The sequence below is a fragment of the Sphingomonas sp. SRS2 genome, from assembly GCF_000971055.1.
Classification (GTDB): domain Bacteria; phylum Pseudomonadota; class Alphaproteobacteria; order Sphingomonadales; family Sphingomonadaceae; genus Rhizorhabdus.
Map to the genome: position 1 here is coordinate 20,415 of NZ_LARW01000053.1, position 18,672 is coordinate 39,086.

The window sequence follows — 18,672 nt, forward strand, 5'->3', positions numbered from 1 at the left end:
ACGGCGCGGCGGCGGTGCAACCAACGCACCGGCGCCGCGTTCATTTTTCGAGATTGATAGGGATTACATGACAGTGACGCTTGGCCAGGAGCTTGCCCCCCACCTTCCCTTTCTGCGGCGCTACGCGCGGGCGCTGACAGGCTCGCAGACTGAAGGCGACGCGTTCGTCCGGACGGCGCTCCAGTCGATCGTTGCCGACCCCGGCAGCTTCCCGCGCAATCTCGACCCCCGCCTCGGTCTCTACGCGGCCCTGCACCGCGAATGGGACGCTGTCCGCGCCGGCGAGGACGCCGGGAATGAGCAAGGCCGCCTCACCCGGGTTACGCCACGTTCGCGTCAGGCGCTGCTGCTAACCGCGATGGAGGGTTTTACGCCCGAGGATGCCGGCTACCTGATGGGCTGCAGCCGCGCCTCGGTGGAGGAACTCGCGCAGGACGCCCTGACCGAAATAGAGCGGCAGCCCCGTACCGACGTCCTGATCATCGAAGACGAGCCGATGATCGCCATGGATCTCGAAGAACTGGTGCGGGCGCTGGGTCATGATATCAGCGGGCTCGCCGTAACCCATGCCGAGGCGGTCGCCAGCGCGCGGTCACGGCGCCCCGGGCTGGTGCTGGCCGATGTCCAACTGGCCGACGACAGCTGCGGGCTGGAAGCCGTGCAGGAAATCCTGGGCGATTTCGCTGTGCCGGTGATCTTCATAACCGCTTTTCCGGAGCGATTGCTGACCGGCGAGCGGCCCGAGCCCGCCTTCCTCATCACCAAGCCCTTCCAGCGGTCGACGATCAAGGCGGCGATCAGCCAGGCGCTGTTTTTTGGACGGGCGGCAATCCCTGCCTGATCAAGTCCGTTTCGCTATAGAAACATTATGTATCAATAGTTTATTGGAACATATTAACAACGCCGACCGTTCTTCCTTCAACTGAAACCGTGAAGGAAATCTACATGGGTGAAATGCTCGACAAGGCCAAGGGTCATGCCAACGAAGCCATCGGCAAGGCGAAGCGCGCGATCGGCGACGCAACCGATCGCCCGGACATCACCGCCGAAGGCGATGCCCAGGAAGCCCGGGGCGACCTGCAAAAGGCAAAGGGCGAGGTAAAAGGCGTGATCAACCGCGTCTGACCAAACTTTGAACAAAAAGGGCCGCCCCGGTTACCGGGGCGGCCCTTTTTGTGTGGCATTGGCACGGCCCGCAACCGCAGGCGCTATCAATCATTGGCCCTGCGGCATGCCGCCTTCGGTCCATGCGACGGGGAACAACGGGTCATCGAACGCAGCCCCTGCCGGCAGGCGTTCCGCAAGCTCCGGGAAATCCGGAGAAGTGGCCCATTCACGCGGCGCATGTCGTGCGTCGTCGCCGACGAAGCGCACCGAGAATACGCGCCGACGCCGGGCGGAACCAGCGGAGCTGTGCAGGGTCAGCATATGGAATGCGACCGCATCCCCGGGCTCAAGCGCCCAGCCGAGAATCCTGTGCCTGGCGCGATCCGCTTCGATGTCGGGGAGATCGGCAAGGGTTCCTTCGGGAAACCAGTTCGCTTGCTTGGCCATGAAGGAGCGCGGCATGAGCCAGGGCCCCAAATGCGACTCAGCGACGAACTCCAGTGTCGCTTCACGCGGGATCGGATCGGCCGGGATCCAAAAGCTGACATTCTGGCGTCCGTCGATGTTATAATAGGGCTGATCCTGATGCCAGGGGGTGCGCTGAAGCGTGCCGGCCTCCTTTGTCAGCATATGATCATGATGGAGGCGCGCGGTGCTGCTCTGCATCAGATCAGCAGCGGCCTCGGCAAGGCGCGACGAGAAGATCAGTTCCCGATATTCAGGAATGCGCTGCCAATTCCGAAAATCCTCGACGAAGCGGCCCGGATCCTCGGGGCCGCTCGCGGTTTTTACCCGGTGGCTCGGCGCGGCAAGATTGGCGTCGATCCCCTTACGAAGCATCGCCACCTGATCGCCGTCCAGGATGTTTCGCAGCACCACCGCGCCGTCGAGCGCAAATCGTTCAGACAAATCGCTCATACCGCTCTCCACAGGCCGACATTTAACGGATCGAACCGCTGCGCGGAATCATGGCGACCAAGCCCCGCACAAAGCTTGCGATCGTGAAAGAATGTCGGACCCGCCGCCACCGAGCAACAACCGCAAAACATCATTGCCGCAGCCCCTCATAAATGTATAGACAAAATATAAGATCGAGGTTGACGATGCCAGTCTCCCCCGCCATCCCGTTGAGACATTCATCATATTGCGGAACGGCATCCGCTTTTGGAAATGGCAGGAGGACGTGATCGCAACTGTCTATGGCCAACGCGCCTATGCCAGCGCCGCCATCCGCGAACGCCGTCAGCGGATCCTGACGGAAGCGCTTTCGCTGCTGATCGAATACGGACCGGCGGGCATGACGGTAGGTCAGCTCACCAAGCGCGCAGGTGTCGGAACACGCACCATTTACCATGCCTTCGGCGACAAGGAGGGGGTGATGGCACATGCGATCGCCGCCTACATGGAGCAGATGCGCGTCGCCTGGGGCGACCTGGTCCTGGGCGAAACGCCCGAGGCCATCCTGGCCGAATGCGATCGATCGATGATCGATACGCTGGCACAGCCCCAACTGGTGCGCGCCTTCGTCGGCCTCTACTTCACGCAGGCGCCACGCTCGGCGCTGTGTGGGGAAGTTGATCAACTGCCTGTTGCCCGCATCCGCCGCTGGTTCGCCTATGCTGAGCGGCAGGGCCATCTTCTCCCCGGCCTCGACATGGAGTTTTTCGTACGACGCCATGTCGATGCCGATTTCGCGATCCTGAACCGCTGGACGCGCGACGAGCTGACCGATGCGGAACTGCCGCGCGTCTATCGGATGAATTTTCTCGCGACCGCAATCAGCGTCGTGAAGGGCGTCGAACGCGACCGGCTCGTGCGGTTGATCGAGGCAGAGGAGACGGCTTCAGGCATGGTTACCGGAGATCAGATTCACGCTCCTCGATCCAGCAAAGGCTGATCTTGCTGCGATCGAACAGCTTGACCTCGTCCTCGAGGATTTCCTGCGCCGCCTCCGGTCGCGACAGAGCCGCCATTGCCACGTCGAAAGCCTCGCGGGTCTCGAACCACATTTCGGTCAGAACGTCATAATCGAGTTCGGGCGTCTCGCCGCTCACGGGATTGTTCACCGGGTGCAGGTAGCGACGCACGTAGCGGGTTGGACCGTTCAGCCATTTTTCGCCAAGTTTGCGGTGATTGGTCTCGTAATATTCGACAAACTCCTCAAAGCTCATCCCCGGGCGGCGCTTCAGCAGACAGACAGCCTTGAACATAAGGGCTCCTTTTTTCCCGGGCTGGCTGATCCAGCCCGGCCTAATCTATGCGTTCGCCGGCCATCGGAGCGGCAATGCCTTGATCAACCCGACGGCCCCGCCAAACATCGCAATCCCGGCATCGGGAGCAAGCGTGAAGTCGGGGATGCGCTTCATCCATTCCTCTAGTGTAATGCGCAGTTCCGTTCTCGCCAGGAACTGGCCCGGGCATTGATGAATACCGTTGCCGAAAGCCGAATGCCCCGCGCCTGCCCGGCGGAAGTCGACGTCCAATGCAGTGCCGAGGATGCGCTCGTCGAGACCGTGCACCATGGTCGGCATCGAGATGATATCGTCCTTCTTCAGCAACTGGCCATGGAAAAGATAATCCTCCTTCACGACCCGGCCCGCGATCGCGATCGGGAAGCGCCGGATCAACTCATCGATCGCAGCGGGAATCAGTTCGGGCTCATCAACCAGCTGCTGGCGGTGGCCGGGATTTCGAGCGAGAAAGTACATGACGAAGCCGAGCATCGCAGCGACCGTATCGAGCCCGCCGAACAGAACCTGCGTGCACAGGTCGAGTGCCTCCGCATCGGAAACGGGTTGGCCGTCCACCTTGCCGTTCACCAGTTCGCTGAGCATGTCGGGGCCGGGATTGTGCTTTCGTTCCGCCAGATAGGGCGCGAGATAGCCCTCGATCGCCGCGTACACCTCCTCCAGGGTCATCTTCGCAGGGCGAGGTATCTCGTCCGCCAGGGCTTTCAGCATCGGCGCGTCGCGCATCGGCAGATCGACGATCGACATGAACATCCGGATGGGCAGCTGGAAGCTGAAATCCTGCATGAATTCGCAACGGCCCTCCGCCTGAAACCCTTCGATCAGGTCGATCGCCGTGCTGCGAATGAGCGGCTGCATCCGATGCACGCTCTTGGGCGACAAGGACGGGTTGAGCAACGCGCGGAAGCCGCGATGAAATGGCGGGTCGATCGTCTGCGGGCGCGATTTATAGGCCAGCCCCCGCTCGCGAGGCACCTGCGCGATGCGAGACGAAAAATGGGCGTGGTCGGCAAATATCTCGTGCAGCGCGGGGCCGCTGACGGGAATCCAATGGCCACCATTGCGATCTGCACCTGATCGCGGATGAAGCCGAGGGTCGGATCGCCATAGACCGCGCGGAACAGTTCGGCCCCGTTGGCGCCGGGGACTGCGGGATGCTCCAGATGATTGAAGCGGATCGTGCAGGCGATCAGCTGCTCGAGCTGCTCGTTCTGGATATCCTCGGCGCTGCGCGTGGTCTTGCCCTTGCGCTGCATGCGTTCGAGGATGCGATTCTGCGCCTTGGCCTGGCTGTCCATGTACGGCTTCGAGCCCGGGCCATACAGCTCGATCGTGACCGGCTGGTTCAGATCGTCGCGGCCATCGGTGCCCGTTTCATAGAGCAGCGTGTCGTCGGCCGAGCGGACGTGGAGGATGGAGGATGGAGGTCGGGGTAACGGCTTTTTTGGTGATATCCATGGTGGATCCTTCGCAGGCGGATTGGATGCGCCGACCCGCCCCGTCCTGCGAACAGGACGAGCCGACGCGGGTTTTCCCGACCGAAAGGGTACGGTCGGAAACTGGGGGTTAGGCGGCCAGCACCTCGACGATGCCGACACCAGCGGAGTTGGTGGTGATGCCAAGGCTGGCGCTGGCATTGACGATGCTGTTCAGCTCGCCCGGGTTGACCTTGAAGCTGAAGACCATGGTCCGCATGTAATCGACGTCGCCGTTCTGGTGCGTGACCTTCGCGCTGATGGCGTTGTCGGAATTGCGGGCCGCTTTCATCGCGATCTGGCCAACGTCGTCGGTGTCGAGCGCGAGGCCGATCGGCAAGGTGCCCTCGTTGTATCCGCCCTTCAGCTTCTGGACGCCGCGGCTGTCGAGCGGCTGATGCGTGACCTCGGTATATTCGCGGCCATATTCGCCGATCGACGTGATCTCGCCGACCTTGATCCACGTCAGCGCCGCATAGCCGGTGCCGTCATAGGTTGCCGGCGCTGCCACCGCGATATGCAGAGTCGTTCCCGCTGCCGTACGTACGGACATGGGCAATTCCTTTCATAAGAAAAAGCCCGCGGAATGCGGGCAGTGATATTGCCGTCAGGCAATGGGGGTCACGCCTCGTTGTAGGAGACGATGAAATCCTGCGACCCGCACCAGATGGTCGGATCGTCGGTAATGAAATCGGGGCCGGTGCCGTCGAGCTGGACCGACACCTCGGTCGCCCCTGCGAAATCGCCGAGCCGGCCCGCGCCAGCGGCGCGCACCAGCCGGATGCCGTCTTTCATCTCGGCATAGTTGTTCGCCATGACGGTGACCTGGACGCGCTCGGCGACGCGGCGACGCGGCCCCGCCGACAAGGTCTTCAGATCGACCGCGCTGATCGTCCCCAGCACGATCGCCGGCAGGGTGCCGCCCAGACCCAGCGCCCCGCCGATGATGCTCGCGGCGTAGGCGACCAGGTCGGCATCAGCCTCGAAGATCTCGCCAAGGATGGGGACGCCGCTCATTCGTCGTCGCTCCCGCCCAGATCCGGCGCGTCGAGGCCCTCCTTCGTCAGGCGGGCGCGGATATATTGGCCCATCGCCTCCATGCCCCGCCCGAGGGCATTATCTGCTGCGGGCCGCAGGAACGCCTTAGCCTCTGCGCCGGGGTGATGGACGCTGGCGCCGACGAACTGGTTGCCGATGATCAGACTGCCGCGCTTGGCGGCCTTGTTGATCAGGCCGATGCTCCATTTGCGAACGCCGCGGCGGGTCTTGCTCTCCGGCCTCGCATCGAGGTCGATCGAGATGAAATGGGCGGCGGTGCCGAACTCGAGCCAAGGCGCGATGAACGCCCCCTTTCCCTTCGTCCGTACCTTCGAGATGATCGTACCGTCGGGCATCATCCGGCCCGAGACGCCGATCGAGCCGCGCACCGCATCCGAATTGACCAGCACCTTCGCCTCTTCGGCGACGACCTTGGCCAGCTCGCGCATGCCGCCGCGCACGATGCTGCGCCCGAGCTTCGGCGCCAGCGTCTGAAGAAAGGCGTCCATCTCGGCACGCCCCTTGATCTCCAGCTGCTTCATGGCGCTTCGCCCTTGGTCGTGTACTCGACGACCATGAATTCCATGCCTTCGCGGTGGCCGATCTCGGCCGGCCCTGCGACGATCTCCATGATGCGCGCGCCCAGCTTGAAGCGATGCGCGCTGGTGATGTCTTCCCGATAATCCATGCGGACCCGCGCGGGGCGCTTGGCGATGTCGATCGTGTCGCCGGTCTTTTCCGCGCGGCTGGGCAGAACGTCTTTCACGCTGGCCCAGACCGTGTCGATCGTCGCCCATGTGCCCTTGCCGGCCTTCATCACGCCGCCCGCCTTGGTAAAGGCCTGGATCTCGATCTCCTTGTCGAGCGAACCGCGATCGAGCCCGGCCATCACTCATAGATCCGTATGTTGGCGAGCAGGTTCCCGATGCTTGCCGCCGACGGCAACTCGTCGACCGTCGTCATGCTCAGCGTTTCGCGGAATCGGTAGATATCGCCGACGGCCAGAAGGATCGCGTTTTTGATCGCGGCCGGGACGTCGTCATAGCCAGCGCTGTATCGGATGCGCAGCGCCTCGCGGCGCCCGAGCATCGTCGGGAATACCGCGTCGTGCGCCGGCCATAGCTCTTCGCCGATCAAGTCATAATCGGACGACGGCAGGGTCGTTTCGACACCCGCGCTGTCCAGATATTTGACGCTGACGATCGCGGCGACAGGGGGATAGGGCAGCTTCACCGGGTCACCGTCGCCATCGGTGAAACGGTCGCAGCGCAGTTCGAGGACTTGCTCGCCGATCGCGCGGCCGAGCCAGCCGGTGCCGGCGTCGAACATTTCGGTCGCGGCCGCGATCATGCTCTCGACGTCGGCCTGCTCGGAATTGCCGAGGCGCAGCCGCGCCTTCGCTTCGGCGAAGGTCACGACGGGATCGGGGGGCGTCACGACGATCACGCGCATGTCGGCCTCCCTGAATAGGTTGGGGCGGCAGATACGCCGCCGCCCCGGGTTCACGCCTGGAGGGGCGCGAGACTTACTTGGTGGTGACGGGTGGGGATGAAGTTATGCCGAGCGGTACGCACGGCCTCGTCGATGGCGAAGCCGACGATGTCGAACGGCAGGTCGGACAACAGCCGGGTGTTCTCCATCATCCATGCCGTCATAGCGCGCGGGTCGGCCTGACGTGCCGCCATGAACAGCGTCCAGAGCGACGATAGGCGCTTTCCGAACCAGCTGCGGGGCGCGGGCTGGATGCTGGCGAGCAATCCACCGACCTCCGCGTCGATCGAACCCTCCACCCCAGCACGGTCGGCATGGTCGAGGGCGCGCTCCGCGTCCCAATGGCCGCTGAACGGGTCAATCAAAACCGCCTGCAGCTCTGGCAAAGGCAAGCGCATCGATGGGGCTGGCGCCAGATCCGTTTCCGAGGCCGCGGCGGTCAGGTCGTTCATCGTAGTTTCCCTCAATAATCTTAGTCAGGTTGGCCGGTTTCAGTATCCAGTCGATCTCAGCCCCTCCCCAGCGGTCCGTGTCGCCGCGCAGGAAGCGAGAGGCCCGGATGCGGGCGAGGACGTTGCCCCATGCCTCAATCCCGCCGATCTCGCGCAGTCGGAGCCCAAGGGCGGCGCGGCGCGGCGCGGTGAGCGAGATGGCGCCACCCGTGGGCCGAATTTCCCGGCGTAGGGCCTGGAAAGCGTCGAAGGCGGACTGAACGTCGTCGACCGCGGGAAGCGCCCCCGCGCAGACAGAGTCCGAAGGACTCTCTTCTTTACCTTCTCTTCCTTCTTTACCTTCTTCTCTTGTGGGTTGGTCTTGGGTTGGTCTTGGGTTGGTTATGGGTTGTCTCTTGGGTAGGAGAGGGATTTTTACCACCTCCCCCGCCTCTGCATCACCTTGATATCGCTCGAAATTTACGATGGTGACGATAGTCCCTGCACGGCTTGCGCTATGGGTTGATTTTTCGGTGATCATCCCAGCTATCACCATGCTATCTATGAGCCTTCGTACCTGCTGGCGCCCCAGCCCGAACTCGTCGGCGATGGTCCGCTGCGAGACTAGAAGCTGCCCTCGCTCAAGCCGTACAATGCCGAACCGGGTCTGGAACTCATGGGCGCGAAAACGGGCCGTGTCCGTCATCCATGCCCAGACGGCGGCTTCCTGCTTCGATTTGAACAGGGGGTGATCCCACCGGCCGCGCCATGCCCGGGCAAAGCCCTGCCGGGCTCCTGGGACGTCGCCGGCCATCAGTAGCCGGTCCGATAATAGTCGGAGTTGCGGATCGCCTGACGCGTGCCGAAGAAGTAGCCCTTGCGGCCGGTGATCGCGCCCTGGCGGACCTTCGCGCTGTAGATGTCGACCCGATCGCGAGCGGCGGTCATGTCCAATTGCCACTGCTCATATTTCTTATCGCCAGCCGGAGGCTCGGCGCGACCGAGATAATATTCGTCGCGATATACGAATACGACGACGTCGGCGTCCTGCTCCAGTGAGCCGCTGTCGCGGAGATCTGACAACATCGGCCGCTTGTCGTCGCGCTGCTCCACCGATCGGTTCAGCTGCGTCAACGTGATAATCGCGACGTCGCATGAACGAGCGGCATCCTTGATCGCCCGACTGATGGCCGAAACTTCCTCGTTGCGATTCTGGCGACCGTTGGGCGGTGGATCGACCAGCCCGAGATAATCGATGATGACCAGGTCGAGCTGCTGACCCCGCGCGGCGAATGCGCGCTGATGCCGGCGAATAAGCGAGGCGATCTGCCCAGCATTCAAGTCAGTCGGATCGTCGATCACTAGCGGCCAAGCCGCAATGCGCGCCTCAATCTCAGCCATCACCGCGAAATCATCGTCGGTGACCTCGCCCTTCAAGATGCGATCGAATGTCACATGGCTGTGCGATTCAAACATCAAGTCCGCGATCATCCGCGGCATGAGCTGCGGGGTGTTCATTTCCCGGCTGATGAACAGTACGCCCTGCCCTGCCTCCGCAGCGCGGCGAGCGATACCCAGCGACAGCGCGGTCTTTCCCATGCTGGGCCGTCCGCCAAGCAGGATGAAATCGCCGGGCCGAATGCCGCCGGTGACGTCCTCCACGTCCGACAAGCCGACCAGCCGTAACGAAGACTGGATTTCGCCTGCCCGGATCTGCCGGATGCGCTCGACGGCCGCGCGCCACGCCTCGGACAGCAGCATCGACGAGCGAGCCACTCCGAGCCGGAGAGCTGCCGCGACGTTCTGGTCGGCGGCGACAGCGACGTCGCGTAGGTCGGTGTTGAGATCGAGCGCCATGCGCAGCGAGGTATCGATGCCGTCGACGAACCGGCGTCGCTTGGCAAGATCGGCCACGGTCCGCGCCGACGTCGTTGGCGACATGCCCGCAAATATGCTCGTCGTCAGTTCGGCCAGCACTACAACCGGGTTTCGGTCGTCGAAAGGGCCCGCTTCCCGCAAGCGCGGACCGATGGTGACGGGGTTCGCCCCCCTGCCCTGTGCGACCTCCTGGCTGATCAGAGTATAGGCCGCGCCCATGAGCGGGTCGCAGAAGTCATCCGGGGTCAGGAAGTCTATGACGGCATCTAGGCCGTCGTTGTTGCGGAGCAGCGAGCCGATGACGAAGCCTTCGGCCTCGACGTTCATCAGCTGCTGCATCTGAGCGCGATCTAGCACCCCCGCCTCAGCAAAGCGGTTGTCGTAATCCCCCGTCACGGCAATTAGGCCGCTGCGCTCACGGGTACCCCGTGGCCCCCCGCTTGGCCGGCTCGGGCTTGTTCGGCATATTCCCGCATGTACTGGCGAGCCTTGAGCGCGGTCCGCGGGTAATACTGCCGACCGATCCGAAGGTGGCGCACGAAATGGGCATCGCCGACCGCGTCCAAGCTAAATCGGGTGGGCTTCATCTTCGTCAATGCGAGGAAGCGTTCTATTTCGTCGAGGAGAGGGTCCATTAACCACCATTTCCATTATGTGATGCGGCACATTTCTGTATAGGGCGGGTGATGAAACCCATCCGAAACGATGCGGCAATCATGGGACACTGAAGATGAGCGATGATCGGATCACCAATATTCGCGAGCGGATCACTTACTGGATGGAAGTCCGCGGACTTACGCAGAAGGCCCTGGCGCTGAAGGCGGGTCTTGGGGAGACGGCGGTGCGGGACATTCTGAAGCGCTCTGAAACGACCGATATTCGCCTTGGTACGCTGGAAAAACTGGCGGACGCGCTTGGCATCTCGGTTCTTGATCTGCTGCCAGCGAGCGTCGACCGCCAGAGCGTCGGACCGATGCTGAAAGTTAAAGCGGCTGTCGCCGCAGGCGTCTGGCGCGAAGCGGTTGAGTGGCCCGAAGAAGAATGGCTGACCATTCCCGGTCGATCTGACATTGATGCCCCTCTGTCGAAGCGGGCAGCAATGCGGATCGACGGCGACAGCATGGATCAACTCTATCCACCTGGGAGCTTCGTGGAATATGTGACCATCAGCAGCAATACCGAGATCGTTTCGGGCAAGCGTGTAATCGTTCTGCGTCAGCGCGTCGGCGGGGAGTATGAGGCGACTATCAAAGAATACTTCGAGGACGGCGCGAATAAGCGCTGGCTGCTGCCGAAGTCGAATAACCCCGCGCATCAGCGGCCCATTTCTTTGAGCGAGCCGGGCGAAGACATTTTGGAAATTCGGATACTTGGCATCGTGGTAGGATCCTACCGTCCCGAGTGAGAATGTGCAATATCACATTGTAGCTTGACGATGTGAATTATCACATTCATCATCCTGCACATCGGATGAGTCCCCAAAGGCCGACTCCGATATGCAGGACTAGCACCGGCGCGCCTCGCGACGACTGATGCAGCGGCCGACAAGCCGCCGGTCTGATCCTGCTCCTCGAGCAGGAGGCCGATATGGTCGAGCGTACCCCACCCAGAATACCAGCATCCCCGGCCAGCATGGCCGCCCGGCTGTCTCCGACGCCGAATGTCGAGCCCCCTGTCCTGGGGGATATCGGTACCCACCCGCCGATCGCGGGCGCCCTGTTCCTCAATCTTCCAGACCTGACGATCGGGCGCACTCTTGAGCAGGCCATCGAGCGTCTCGACATTGCAGCGCAATGCAATGACGACGGGCTGCCCCGCGCTTGGGAGCCCTATGCTGATATCTGGATCGAGGAGTTTCGCGACTTCGCCGGCCACGCTGAAGTCCTCTATGAAGCCGACGGCGAGATCAGCCTGCGTATTGGCCTTCCCTGCGACGATCAGGAGCGCGAACGGCGACGGCGCATGGACGCATTGTGCGACCATATGCACAGCCATGAAGGCGCTCGCGCCGCGATCATTCGCAAGTTGGAGCGCGAAGGGCGTGTCATCGACAGCCGCCCGGGGCCATCGCTTGCGGAGCTGATCGCCGAACTTCGTGCTCGGGATGACGACACCAGCACGCACGACGACGAGGTGATCGAGCCGCTACGGCTCAAGCTCGCTGCGGCCGACGCCCTGATCCCTACCTTCGAAACGGGGTATGAAACCATCGACGGCGGCTATCGCAGCATGTCCTCGAAGGATGATCGCGATGTCGCTTCGGCGCGGCGCCTCGTCGAGATATCCCGAACGACAATCGGCGGTGTCCGGCGCGACCCAGCCGAGCGGGCAGAATTTCGCGGCCAGGAATGGGTCCAGAACGCCCGGAAGCTGCTTGCTGCCCACCTCTGGCGTCAGCGCCAACTACGCGGCATCCGGACAGAACTTCACGCCGCCTGCCGCGCCAACGATGATATTGGGAGGGCCAGTGGCGAAGTCCTCGGCCGCATCTGGACATACCCCGTGTCGACGCTCGAGGAGCTTGGCGACAAGGTCGATCTCCTCGCGGAACAGGGCGACTTCGAGGAAGCGCAGATACTGGCCGATATCCGCCGGCTGCTTGGCCGCGATGCGCCCGATGGTGGGGAGTGCGCCGCATGAACGCGCTCGCCACCTTGCCCCCCGGCGATAGCTTGCCGATCGTATCGCGCATCAGGCCCGGCCTCGGCGTCGTGCCGATCATCGACGACCATAATGTCCTGCTGCAACTCGGCGACGTCGCCGTCTATTCGACGGATTGGCTCTATCGAGACCCGATTACTCCGGGGCTTTGGGCGATCGAGTATCAGCGCCCGCCGTCCTGTATGCCTTACGAGATGGTGGCGCGACGATTTGCCGACCGCGAGCCGGTGCGATTTGAAGTCACCCGGAGCGTCGTGCGGATCGCGCGATACGAAAACCGCCGGCCCGACCTCAACCCGCATCTCGACGACCATTGGATGATCCACCCGCTTTCGCCCGTCGGCGGGATATATAACGGGAGGGCGGCCCTGCGCATGTCGGACGGACCGATCTGGACATATCACCTCACCGAGAAGCTACTCGGCCCAATCATCGGCATCTATGCTCCTATGCTCGCCGCGTCCGAACATCTGCAGGGGATGGCGGCATGATCGCGCTGCACGATCGCGGCTGGCCGCAACAGCTCCTCAATCTCGATCGGATCCTCTCGATCGGTGAACCGACCAAAACGGGCGACCGCACCGTTCACCGCGTCCGGCTCGATGGCGACGAATTGCTCGACCTGCACGGCCATGAGGTCGACCGCATCCGCATCCGCGCTGTTCAGATGATGCCGGCCGCGCCGGGCACCGCCATGATATTCCCGTACCGAGGGGATGATGGCGAGATGAGAGGCTGGAATAAGCCGGTCATCGCGTGGGCAATCTGCATCGACGGGGAGGTCCGGCCGGTTACGCCTGGAGGGGTCAACGACGGCGCCCCAGCTGGCGATTTTCAATTCGGCGTTCTCATGCCCGATGGCCGCGTGATCATCGGCGACCTTGAGACATATGACAGCGTCGAGGCATATTTGGCCGATCGGGCTGAGGCGACCGATGTCAAAGCGTAGCTGCGAAACCTGCTTCTGGTGGGATCAGGCTGGCGCGGCGCTCGCCGCGGGATCGATAGACCCGCAGGCCCAGCCGGACCTCGGCGCATGCTGCGTCGATCCGCCGCAGCTGAAGCCGATCGGGCCGTACTGGCATGTCGGCATCTTCCCGCTGACCAGCGCCACCCGCTTTTGCGGAGAATGGCAACCAGCCGGCGAAGGCGGGGATGGCGGCGAAGAAGAGCCGGTTTCCGAACCGACCGTAACGAACAACATCCTCACTTTCGGCAGGAGCGCAGCATGAGCGTAACCGATCCTTACCGGCATGACATCCCAGACGCCTTTGTCGTGAAATGGCTGCGCGACCGGGGTTTAGTCGGTCCAATATCGCCCGATTTCATAGTCGAGATCCGGGAGCATATCCGGACGTCTGCATTCCTCTCGATGTTCGAGCAGATCCGCAGGGATCCCGCAAAGCTCGCCGGCTTCCGCGACGCGCTGCGCGCCGCCGACCCCGAGGGCCTTAGCGACGCCGCCGACCAAGTCGACGCGATCTTGAGCAAGGATTTCCCGATGTACCTGACGCCGGTGTCGGCATGAACGCCGCACAGGAGCAGGGCGAGCGCGAGCATAACGCTTTCGACCACGCCTATGATGCGTATCGGAAATTGCGGGCGTTCTCGGACGCGATGGCCGACGACGACCCCCAGTGCGACGCGGCCATGGACGCCTATTGCGTCGCGATGGACCATCTCATTGAGAACGTCCGTGCGCCCGACATCGCTTCGCTGCGGATCAAGTTCAACCTGATCGAAAGCCGCTGCGCCGACCATGCCGGGTGGTTTCAGACCTTCCGCGAGGGCTTCATGCTCGACCTCGATCAGCTCGAAGCGCGGGAGCCGCGGGCATGAGCGGCTTGCCATCCCTGCGCTATCCCGCCCCAGCCGAGACGCAGGCGACACCTTGGGCGGCTGACTGGCGGCGGCGCTGGTTCCGCCACGTCGGGTCGGTGCATCAGCATCACGCGACCGGCGAGCTGGTGGCGTTCTATTCGGACGCCCGCGACCCCTCTGCGCGGCTTGCCTTGCAAGCTGAGATCGATGCCCAGCTAGGCGGAGTCGCCCAAGTACTAGCAGTCTGCCGGGCCGAAGCTGCGCGAGCCGACGCTATGATCACCGGGGGCGCAGCATGATCGCGGGCAAGCCTTACAGCGAGGGCCAGCGCGATAGCGCCCTGACCTTCTTGCGGAACCGCGAAGAGCGCGGCGGCAAGGGCCCATCCGATTTGGAGATAATGACCGTTGTCGGCGGGCTCACTGAGGCTGCTGTACGCATAATGCTCGCCGACCTTTCCGACGCGAGGCGGATCAGGATCAGCCGTCGCGGCGAGCAGCGATCGATTGAGGTTTTTCCCGATCGGTCGGATGATAGCGACGAAATCAGCCGCCGCATTCAGGCGCAGAAAGCCGAGCGTGTCGGTCGGCCGATGCTTGCTGAAGAAATCGCTCGAAAGCCCCAGATTTCAGCGCCAAAACCAAGCGAATCCACGCCTAAGCGCCTCGACCCGATTTTAGCCGCGAACACTGCATCTTCCGAGCGTGTGCGGCATGGCCCGGCCCGCGGCTCCATGCCTTCGATCGAGTGGGTTCAGATCGACCGTCTGCTTGTCGACGACAGCTATCAGCGGTCCATTGAGACGGGGCCCAGCCGGGCGTTGATCCGCCGAATTGCAACCGAATGGGATTGGCGGCTTTGCGTCCCGCTCATGGTGTCACGGCGCCCGGATGGCCTGTACGTGATCGACGGCCAACATCGGCGCGCCGCCGCTGGCATGCGCAACGATATCCCGCAGCTGCCCTGCTGCGTATCGACCTATGGCGGGCCAGCCGACGAGGCAGCAATGTTCGTGGCAGCGAACCGGGCTCGTCGGGCAATCAATCGGCTCGATGACTTCCACGCCGCACAGGCTGGCGGCGACGAGGACGCGATCGCAGTGGCGGCTCTCATCACTCGTGTCGGGTTCAGCGTCTCGCGCCGGACAGGATCTGCATCTTGGGCGCCGGGCGAGGTCGCCTTCACGTCGGCGATTACCAAGGTTCGGAAACGACATGGGGAGTTCACCGCCGAGCGCGCTCTCGCAATGATGGCGGAGGCTTTCTCAGGGCAGCGCCTGGTTGCCGGGTCGTCGGTATTCACTGCGATCTGCGCCGTGCTCGTCTCGCCGCCGCCCGACTTTGACAGCGAGCGCCTGATGCGAGCGCTAACGACCTTCGACATGGAGGGCTGGTCCAGCTTCCTTACGAAAAGCCGAGGCGGGACGGATCGCAACAGACATCTCCGCGAGATGCTGCTCGAGGCATATGCAGACGTGACGCGGGAGGAGGCAGCATGAGCGGCGTCGAAATCTTCTTCGGCGCGGTAGCGGTTGGGCTCCTGATCCTCGTCGCCGTGATCGCCCGCGACGTCAGCGAGATCGCGGACAGGATGCACGAACTGGGAGAGGGGCGGCGTCATGGCTGATGGAGCAAAGCAGGACATCGAGATCGAAACCGTCGCCGAGGTCGAGCGCGTCGATCGCGAGGCGGTGTCTATCGCCTATTACCCTCGCGAGCGCATCATCCACCTGATGCAGTCCAGCCCATATAGGGATCTGCAGTCGATCACATGGCCGGTCGAAAGGACGCGAGCGATCATAGCCGCGCTCCAGGCAATCGTCGACGCGGAGGTGCCGCATGGCTGACCGCTACGCCCACGGTTTTCGATCGGCGATCAGCCCCGCCCGGCGCGAGCTGCACGACATGGCCGACCAATATGACAACCGGACGCCCGACGAATGCAGCTCGGGCAAGCCGCCCTCGATGGCCGTCCAGAAGCTCCACCTTGCAGCCCAGCGCGTCGGAGCCCTCCAGCCGATCAGGAAACAATCGCCCTCGGGCGTCCCCATCACCAAGAAGGAAGCATTGGCATGAACGAACCCGCAAAGAACATTCTCGGCGTCAGCCTGGCTGTCGGCGTCCTGATAACGGTCGTCGTCGGTGGCGGTATCGGCGGCTGCTCCGCCTATAACAGCGTTCGCGTCTGGAACGCCGACACTGCCGGGCGGGCGCAACTCGCCGAGGCGCAGAGCAACCGCCAGATTAAGACCCTTGAGGCCAAAGCCGCGAAGGAGTCGGCACAATATCTCGCGGACGCGGACATCACCCGCGCCACCGGGCAGGCGCGGGCGAACAAGATCCTGCAGAACTCGCTCGGCGGGCCAGAGGGCTACCTTCAATTCCTGAAGATCGAGGCCATGAAGGAGACCAAGGCAAACATGATCTATGTGCCGACCGAGGCGCAGTTGCCGGTGACCGAGGCTTCGCGGTTCGGGCCCATGCCCAGCGGCGGCGAGTGAGCGCCGCGCAATGATCTGCCCGGTCTGCCGGGGTGCAGGGAACGCCGTCACCTTCAGGTATGGCCTTCAATTTTGGCCCTGTGCTCCATGCGGCGGCGCGGGCGTGATCCTACAATTCGGCCCGGCGATCGTCCGGCCGGGCAACAGGAAGTGCGCGAGATGACTGACGTAACCGACAACGACAACCTGATCGATATCAAGAAGGTCATGGAGATCATCGGCCTTGGCAAGACGATGGTCTACCGGCTGGAGCGTCAGGGGAAGTTTCCCCCGCGCTACAAGCCGGGCGGCTGGTCCAGCCGGTGGAGCGAGCGCGAGGTTCGCGCGTGGAAGGACGAGCAGCGCCAAGGGAGGGCCGCATGAGCGCCACCGCCGACCGTGATCAGGCGTTTGAGTGCCTGATCTTTGATGCCCACATGCCCAGTATGTGCGCTCGCTTTCGCGTGCCCGAAGGCTTCCCGCTCGCAGGCGGTATGTACGAAATCCGTCGCATCCGCACCGCCACGCCCGAGGACAGCGCTCGGTGGGATAAGTACGCGGAACCGCCCGAGGAGCCGTACTAAGCCGCCAGCCGCCCCGGCCCGGTCGCCGCGTACCTGATCGGCTGGCCGATATAGGTTTCCGGGTCAGGCATCTCGCCGACGATGAGATCGCCCCATTCCTGCGCCAGCTGGTGACGGCGCGGCATATGCGCCGCCCGGTTATAGGCGCTCTCCGATCCTGATTTCTGCTCGGGCAGATGCGCCAGCATCAGGTCGATGACGTCGCGGTCGCCCTCCATGCGATCTGACGCGGGCCGCTCGTTCATGATCGTGGAGAAGGCGGCGCGGAAGCCATGCGGGACATGGCGCTGATAATAGCCCGCCCGGATGAGCAGCGCCCGCAAGGTGTTCTCCGATATCGGCTGATGAACATGCCGCTCGCTGGGAAAGCAAAGCCCGAACTTGCCGGTCAGGCGGCGCAGCACATGAAGGACGCGGACGGCATGCGTCGACAGGGCAACGATATGGTCGCCGCCGCTTTCGCCCTTGCGCTCCTTGTCACCCTTCATGCGTGCGGCCGGGAGCCGCCAGAACGGCTGATCGGCGTCGAGGTTGAACTCCTCCCACCGCGCGCCCGCCAGTTCGCCCGGCCGGACGTGCGTCAGGGCGAGCAGCAGCAGGGCCAGCTTGGTTTCGGCCCGGCACCGCTCGGCCGTGCAATCGGTCAGCATCTTCTTTACCGCCGCGACGCGCTCCTCTTGCGTCTCCATCCCGTCGATGATCGACGGCTGCGGCTTGGCCTTGGGGATATCCTTGAGGGCCTTGCCGATGCCAGCCGCCGGGTTCTCGTCGCAGACGCCGGCCGCGATGCCATAGGTGAAGACGCCGGAGATCCGTTGCCGCAGGCGGTGCGCCGTCTCGATCGCGCCGCGTCGCTCGATCGCCTGCAACACCTCCAGCACCTTCGGGGCCTTGATGCTGGTGATTGGCAGTTCGCCGATCGCCGGGGTGATATCCCGCCAGAGCGAGGTGATGACGTCGGAAGCGTGCTGCGCCGACCAGCGCCCGTTCGGGTCGATCGTCCAGTTAGCGCAATGGACGGGCGAGAACTTACCGTCGTGCGTTTTCATCCAGGCGCGCAGCTTCTCGATCGACCAGCCGCTGTTGAGCTCAAACCAAGTCCCCATGACCGATTCGAAGGTGTTGAGGTGGGCGATCGTCTGCGCCTTCACAGCCAGCCGCCTTTCGACTGACGGGTCGCGGCCCTCGCGGAGCAGCGCCTTGGCCTCGTCGCGGCGGGCGCGGGCGTCGAGCAGCGACAGCGCCGGGTATGGTCCGAAGGTCAGCGTCTTCTGGATCGGCTTGCCCTTCGGGTTGACGCCGAAGGTATAATTCATGCGCCAGCTTTTCCCACCAGCCGTCGACACCTCAAGATAAAGCTGCCCGGCGTCGCTCAACCGATATTTCTTCTCGCGCTTCTTCGCGGCCTTGATCTTCGCATCGGTCAGCACAGCGGCGGGCCCTCCTCGATACCATGGA

31 protein-coding genes are annotated in these 18,672 nt (G+C 63.3%); 19 read left to right on the forward strand and 12 right to left on the reverse strand.

Going from position 1 to position 18,672, the window contains the following annotated elements; all coding sequences use genetic code 11:
• The first annotated feature begins 73 nt into the window (after positions 1-73).
• Together WP12_RS03890 and WP12_RS03895 are read left to right on the forward strand one after the other, a co-directional pair.
• Positions 74-841, forward strand: a complete 768-nt coding sequence (locus tag WP12_RS03890) for a response regulator (RefSeq protein WP_046192495.1) — start codon at positions 74-76, stop codon at positions 839-841.
• Positions 842-945: 104 nt separating this feature from the next.
• On the forward strand, positions 946-1,125 hold the full coding sequence (locus tag WP12_RS03895) for a CsbD family protein (RefSeq protein WP_046192496.1): 180 nt from the start codon (positions 946-948) through the stop codon (positions 1,123-1,125).
• Between the two features lie 90 nt (positions 1,126-1,215).
• Here the strand turns inward: WP12_RS03895 and WP12_RS03900 are convergent, their stop codons facing one another.
• Positions 1,216-2,025 (reverse strand): phytanoyl-CoA dioxygenase family protein, encoded by an 810-nt coding sequence (locus tag WP12_RS03900; RefSeq protein WP_046192458.1) that lies wholly within the window; start codon positions 2,023-2,025, stop codon positions 1,216-1,218.
• Positions 2,026-2,290: 265 nt separating this feature from the next.
• Between WP12_RS03900 and WP12_RS03905 the strand changes: the two genes are divergently transcribed.
• Positions 2,291-3,004: a TetR/AcrR family transcriptional regulator gene (locus WP12_RS03905; protein ID WP_160299142.1), complete on the forward strand. Its 714-nt coding sequence runs from the start codon at positions 2,291-2,293 to the stop codon at positions 3,002-3,004.
• Here the strand turns inward: WP12_RS03905 and WP12_RS03910 are convergent.
• The gene (locus WP12_RS03910) at positions 2,961-3,317 is read right to left on the reverse strand and encodes an EthD domain-containing protein (protein ID WP_046192460.1); all 357 of its coding nucleotides are present in this window, start codon (positions 3,315-3,317) and stop codon (positions 2,961-2,963) included. The genes WP12_RS03905 and WP12_RS03910 overlap by 44 nt on opposite strands.
• A gap of 45 nt (positions 3,318-3,362) precedes the next feature.
• A complete protein-coding gene (locus tag WP12_RS03915; protein WP_052730195.1) occupies positions 3,363-4,331 on the reverse strand; it encodes a cytochrome P450 in 969 nt (322 codons plus the stop codon).
• 179 nt (positions 4,332-4,510) lie between these two features.
• On the opposite strand from WP12_RS03915, the gene WP12_RS03920 reads away from it, so the two are divergent.
• The gene (locus WP12_RS03920) at positions 4,511-4,792 is read left to right on the forward strand and encodes a hypothetical protein (protein WP_046192461.1); all 282 of its coding nucleotides are present in this window, start codon (positions 4,511-4,513) and stop codon (positions 4,790-4,792) included.
• A 130-nt stretch (positions 4,793-4,922) separates the two neighbouring features.
• Here the strand turns inward: WP12_RS03920 and WP12_RS03925 are convergent, their stop codons facing one another.
• The 8 genes from WP12_RS03925 to WP12_RS03960 form a co-directional block, all read right to left on the reverse strand.
• Entirely contained in the window at positions 4,923-5,384 is a 462-nt protein-coding gene (locus tag WP12_RS03925; RefSeq protein ID WP_046192462.1) for a hypothetical protein, read from the reverse strand.
• 68 nt (positions 5,385-5,452) lie between these two features.
• Positions 5,453-5,848, reverse strand: coding sequence for a DUF3168 domain-containing protein (locus WP12_RS03930; protein ID WP_046192463.1), 396 nt, complete (start codon positions 5,846-5,848; stop codon positions 5,453-5,455).
• Entirely contained in the window at positions 5,845-6,411 is a 567-nt protein-coding gene (locus WP12_RS03935; protein ID WP_046192464.1) for a hypothetical protein, read from the reverse strand. Before WP12_RS03935 ends, WP12_RS03930 begins: the two co-directional genes overlap by 4 nt.
• Positions 6,408-6,758: a head-tail adaptor protein gene (locus tag WP12_RS03940; RefSeq protein ID WP_052730196.1), complete on the reverse strand. Its 351-nt coding sequence runs from the start codon at positions 6,756-6,758 to the stop codon at positions 6,408-6,410. Before WP12_RS03940 ends, WP12_RS03935 begins: the two co-directional genes overlap by 4 nt.
• Complete coding sequence (locus WP12_RS03945) at positions 6,758-7,321, reverse strand: head-tail connector protein (RefSeq protein ID WP_046192465.1); 564 nt, start codon at positions 7,319-7,321, stop codon at positions 6,758-6,760. Before WP12_RS03945 ends, WP12_RS03940 begins: the two co-directional genes overlap by 1 nt.
• A 50-nt stretch (positions 7,322-7,371) precedes the next feature.
• Positions 7,372-7,725, reverse strand: a complete 354-nt coding sequence (locus WP12_RS03950) for a hypothetical protein (protein ID WP_046192466.1) — start codon at positions 7,723-7,725, stop codon at positions 7,372-7,374.
• Entirely contained in the window at positions 7,718-8,605 is an 888-nt protein-coding gene (locus WP12_RS03955; RefSeq protein ID WP_046192467.1) for a hypothetical protein, read from the reverse strand. Before WP12_RS03955 ends, WP12_RS03950 begins: the two co-directional genes overlap by 8 nt.
• Positions 8,605-10,065, reverse strand: a complete 1,461-nt coding sequence (locus WP12_RS03960; RefSeq protein WP_152663880.1) for a replicative DNA helicase — start codon at positions 10,063-10,065, stop codon at positions 8,605-8,607. Before WP12_RS03960 ends, WP12_RS03955 begins: the two co-directional genes overlap by 1 nt.
• Positions 10,066-10,399: 334 nt before the next feature.
• On the opposite strand from WP12_RS03960, the gene WP12_RS03970 reads away from it, so the two are divergent.
• From WP12_RS03970 to WP12_RS04035, 15 genes are all read left to right on the forward strand, one after another.
• A complete protein-coding gene (locus tag WP12_RS03970; RefSeq protein ID WP_046192470.1) occupies positions 10,400-11,074 on the forward strand; it encodes a LexA family protein in 675 nt (224 codons plus the stop codon).
• Between the two features lie 182 nt (positions 11,075-11,256).
• On the forward strand, positions 11,257-12,309 hold the full coding sequence (locus WP12_RS03975; RefSeq protein ID WP_152663881.1) for a hypothetical protein: 1,053 nt from the start codon (positions 11,257-11,259) through the stop codon (positions 12,307-12,309).
• Positions 12,306-12,821 carry a hypothetical protein gene (locus tag WP12_RS03980; RefSeq protein ID WP_046192472.1) on the forward strand — a complete coding sequence of 172 codons (516 nt, stop codon included), beginning with the start codon at positions 12,306-12,308 and terminating at the stop codon, positions 12,819-12,821. The genes WP12_RS03975 and WP12_RS03980 overlap by 4 nt, the downstream gene beginning before the upstream one ends.
• The gene (locus WP12_RS03985; RefSeq protein WP_046192473.1) at positions 12,818-13,279 is read left to right on the forward strand and encodes a hypothetical protein; all 462 of its coding nucleotides are present in this window, start codon (positions 12,818-12,820) and stop codon (positions 13,277-13,279) included. The genes WP12_RS03980 and WP12_RS03985 overlap by 4 nt, the downstream gene beginning before the upstream one ends.
• Positions 13,266-13,562, forward strand: a complete 297-nt coding sequence (locus tag WP12_RS03990; RefSeq protein ID WP_046192474.1) for a hypothetical protein — start codon at positions 13,266-13,268, stop codon at positions 13,560-13,562. Before WP12_RS03985 ends, WP12_RS03990 begins: the two co-directional genes overlap by 14 nt.
• Complete coding sequence (locus tag WP12_RS03995) at positions 13,559-13,858, forward strand: hypothetical protein (RefSeq protein WP_046192475.1); 300 nt, start codon at positions 13,559-13,561, stop codon at positions 13,856-13,858. Before WP12_RS03990 ends, WP12_RS03995 begins: the two co-directional genes overlap by 4 nt.
• Positions 13,855-14,169 carry a hypothetical protein gene (locus WP12_RS04000; RefSeq protein ID WP_046192476.1) on the forward strand — a complete coding sequence of 105 codons (315 nt, stop codon included), beginning with the start codon at positions 13,855-13,857 and terminating at the stop codon, positions 14,167-14,169. The genes WP12_RS03995 and WP12_RS04000 overlap by 4 nt, the downstream gene beginning before the upstream one ends.
• Positions 14,166-14,450: a hypothetical protein gene (locus tag WP12_RS04005; RefSeq protein WP_046192477.1), complete on the forward strand. Its 285-nt coding sequence runs from the start codon at positions 14,166-14,168 to the stop codon at positions 14,448-14,450. The genes WP12_RS04000 and WP12_RS04005 overlap by 4 nt, the downstream gene beginning before the upstream one ends.
• Positions 14,447-15,649, forward strand: a complete 1,203-nt coding sequence (locus WP12_RS04010; protein WP_052730197.1) for a DUF6551 family protein — start codon at positions 14,447-14,449, stop codon at positions 15,647-15,649. Before WP12_RS04005 ends, WP12_RS04010 begins: the two co-directional genes overlap by 4 nt.
• Positions 15,646-15,777: a hypothetical protein gene (locus WP12_RS26195; protein ID WP_268794721.1), complete on the forward strand. Its 132-nt coding sequence runs from the start codon at positions 15,646-15,648 to the stop codon at positions 15,775-15,777. Before WP12_RS04010 ends, WP12_RS26195 begins: the two co-directional genes overlap by 4 nt.
• Positions 15,770-15,997 (forward strand): hypothetical protein, encoded by a 228-nt coding sequence (locus WP12_RS04015; RefSeq protein WP_046192478.1) that lies wholly within the window; start codon positions 15,770-15,772, stop codon positions 15,995-15,997. Before WP12_RS26195 ends, WP12_RS04015 begins: the two co-directional genes overlap by 8 nt.
• Positions 15,990-16,226 (forward strand): hypothetical protein, encoded by a 237-nt coding sequence (locus WP12_RS04020; protein ID WP_046192479.1) that lies wholly within the window; start codon positions 15,990-15,992, stop codon positions 16,224-16,226. Before WP12_RS04015 ends, WP12_RS04020 begins: the two co-directional genes overlap by 8 nt.
• Positions 16,223-16,651 carry a hypothetical protein gene (locus WP12_RS04025; RefSeq protein ID WP_046192480.1) on the forward strand — a complete coding sequence of 143 codons (429 nt, stop codon included), beginning with the start codon at positions 16,223-16,225 and terminating at the stop codon, positions 16,649-16,651. Before WP12_RS04020 ends, WP12_RS04025 begins: the two co-directional genes overlap by 4 nt.
• Positions 16,652-16,810: 159 nt before the next feature.
• Positions 16,811-17,014, forward strand: coding sequence for a helix-turn-helix transcriptional regulator (locus tag WP12_RS04030; RefSeq protein WP_046192481.1), 204 nt, complete (start codon positions 16,811-16,813; stop codon positions 17,012-17,014).
• Complete coding sequence (locus tag WP12_RS04035; protein ID WP_046192482.1) at positions 17,011-17,214, forward strand: hypothetical protein; 204 nt, start codon at positions 17,011-17,013, stop codon at positions 17,212-17,214. The genes WP12_RS04030 and WP12_RS04035 overlap by 4 nt, the downstream gene beginning before the upstream one ends.
• Here WP12_RS04035 and WP12_RS04040 read toward each other — a convergent pair.
• Positions 17,211-18,644, reverse strand: a complete 1,434-nt coding sequence (locus WP12_RS04040; protein WP_046192483.1) for a tyrosine-type recombinase/integrase — start codon at positions 18,642-18,644, stop codon at positions 17,211-17,213. The two genes, WP12_RS04035 and WP12_RS04040, sit on opposite strands and share 4 nt — an antisense overlap.
• Between the last annotated feature and the right edge of the window lie 28 nt (positions 18,645-18,672).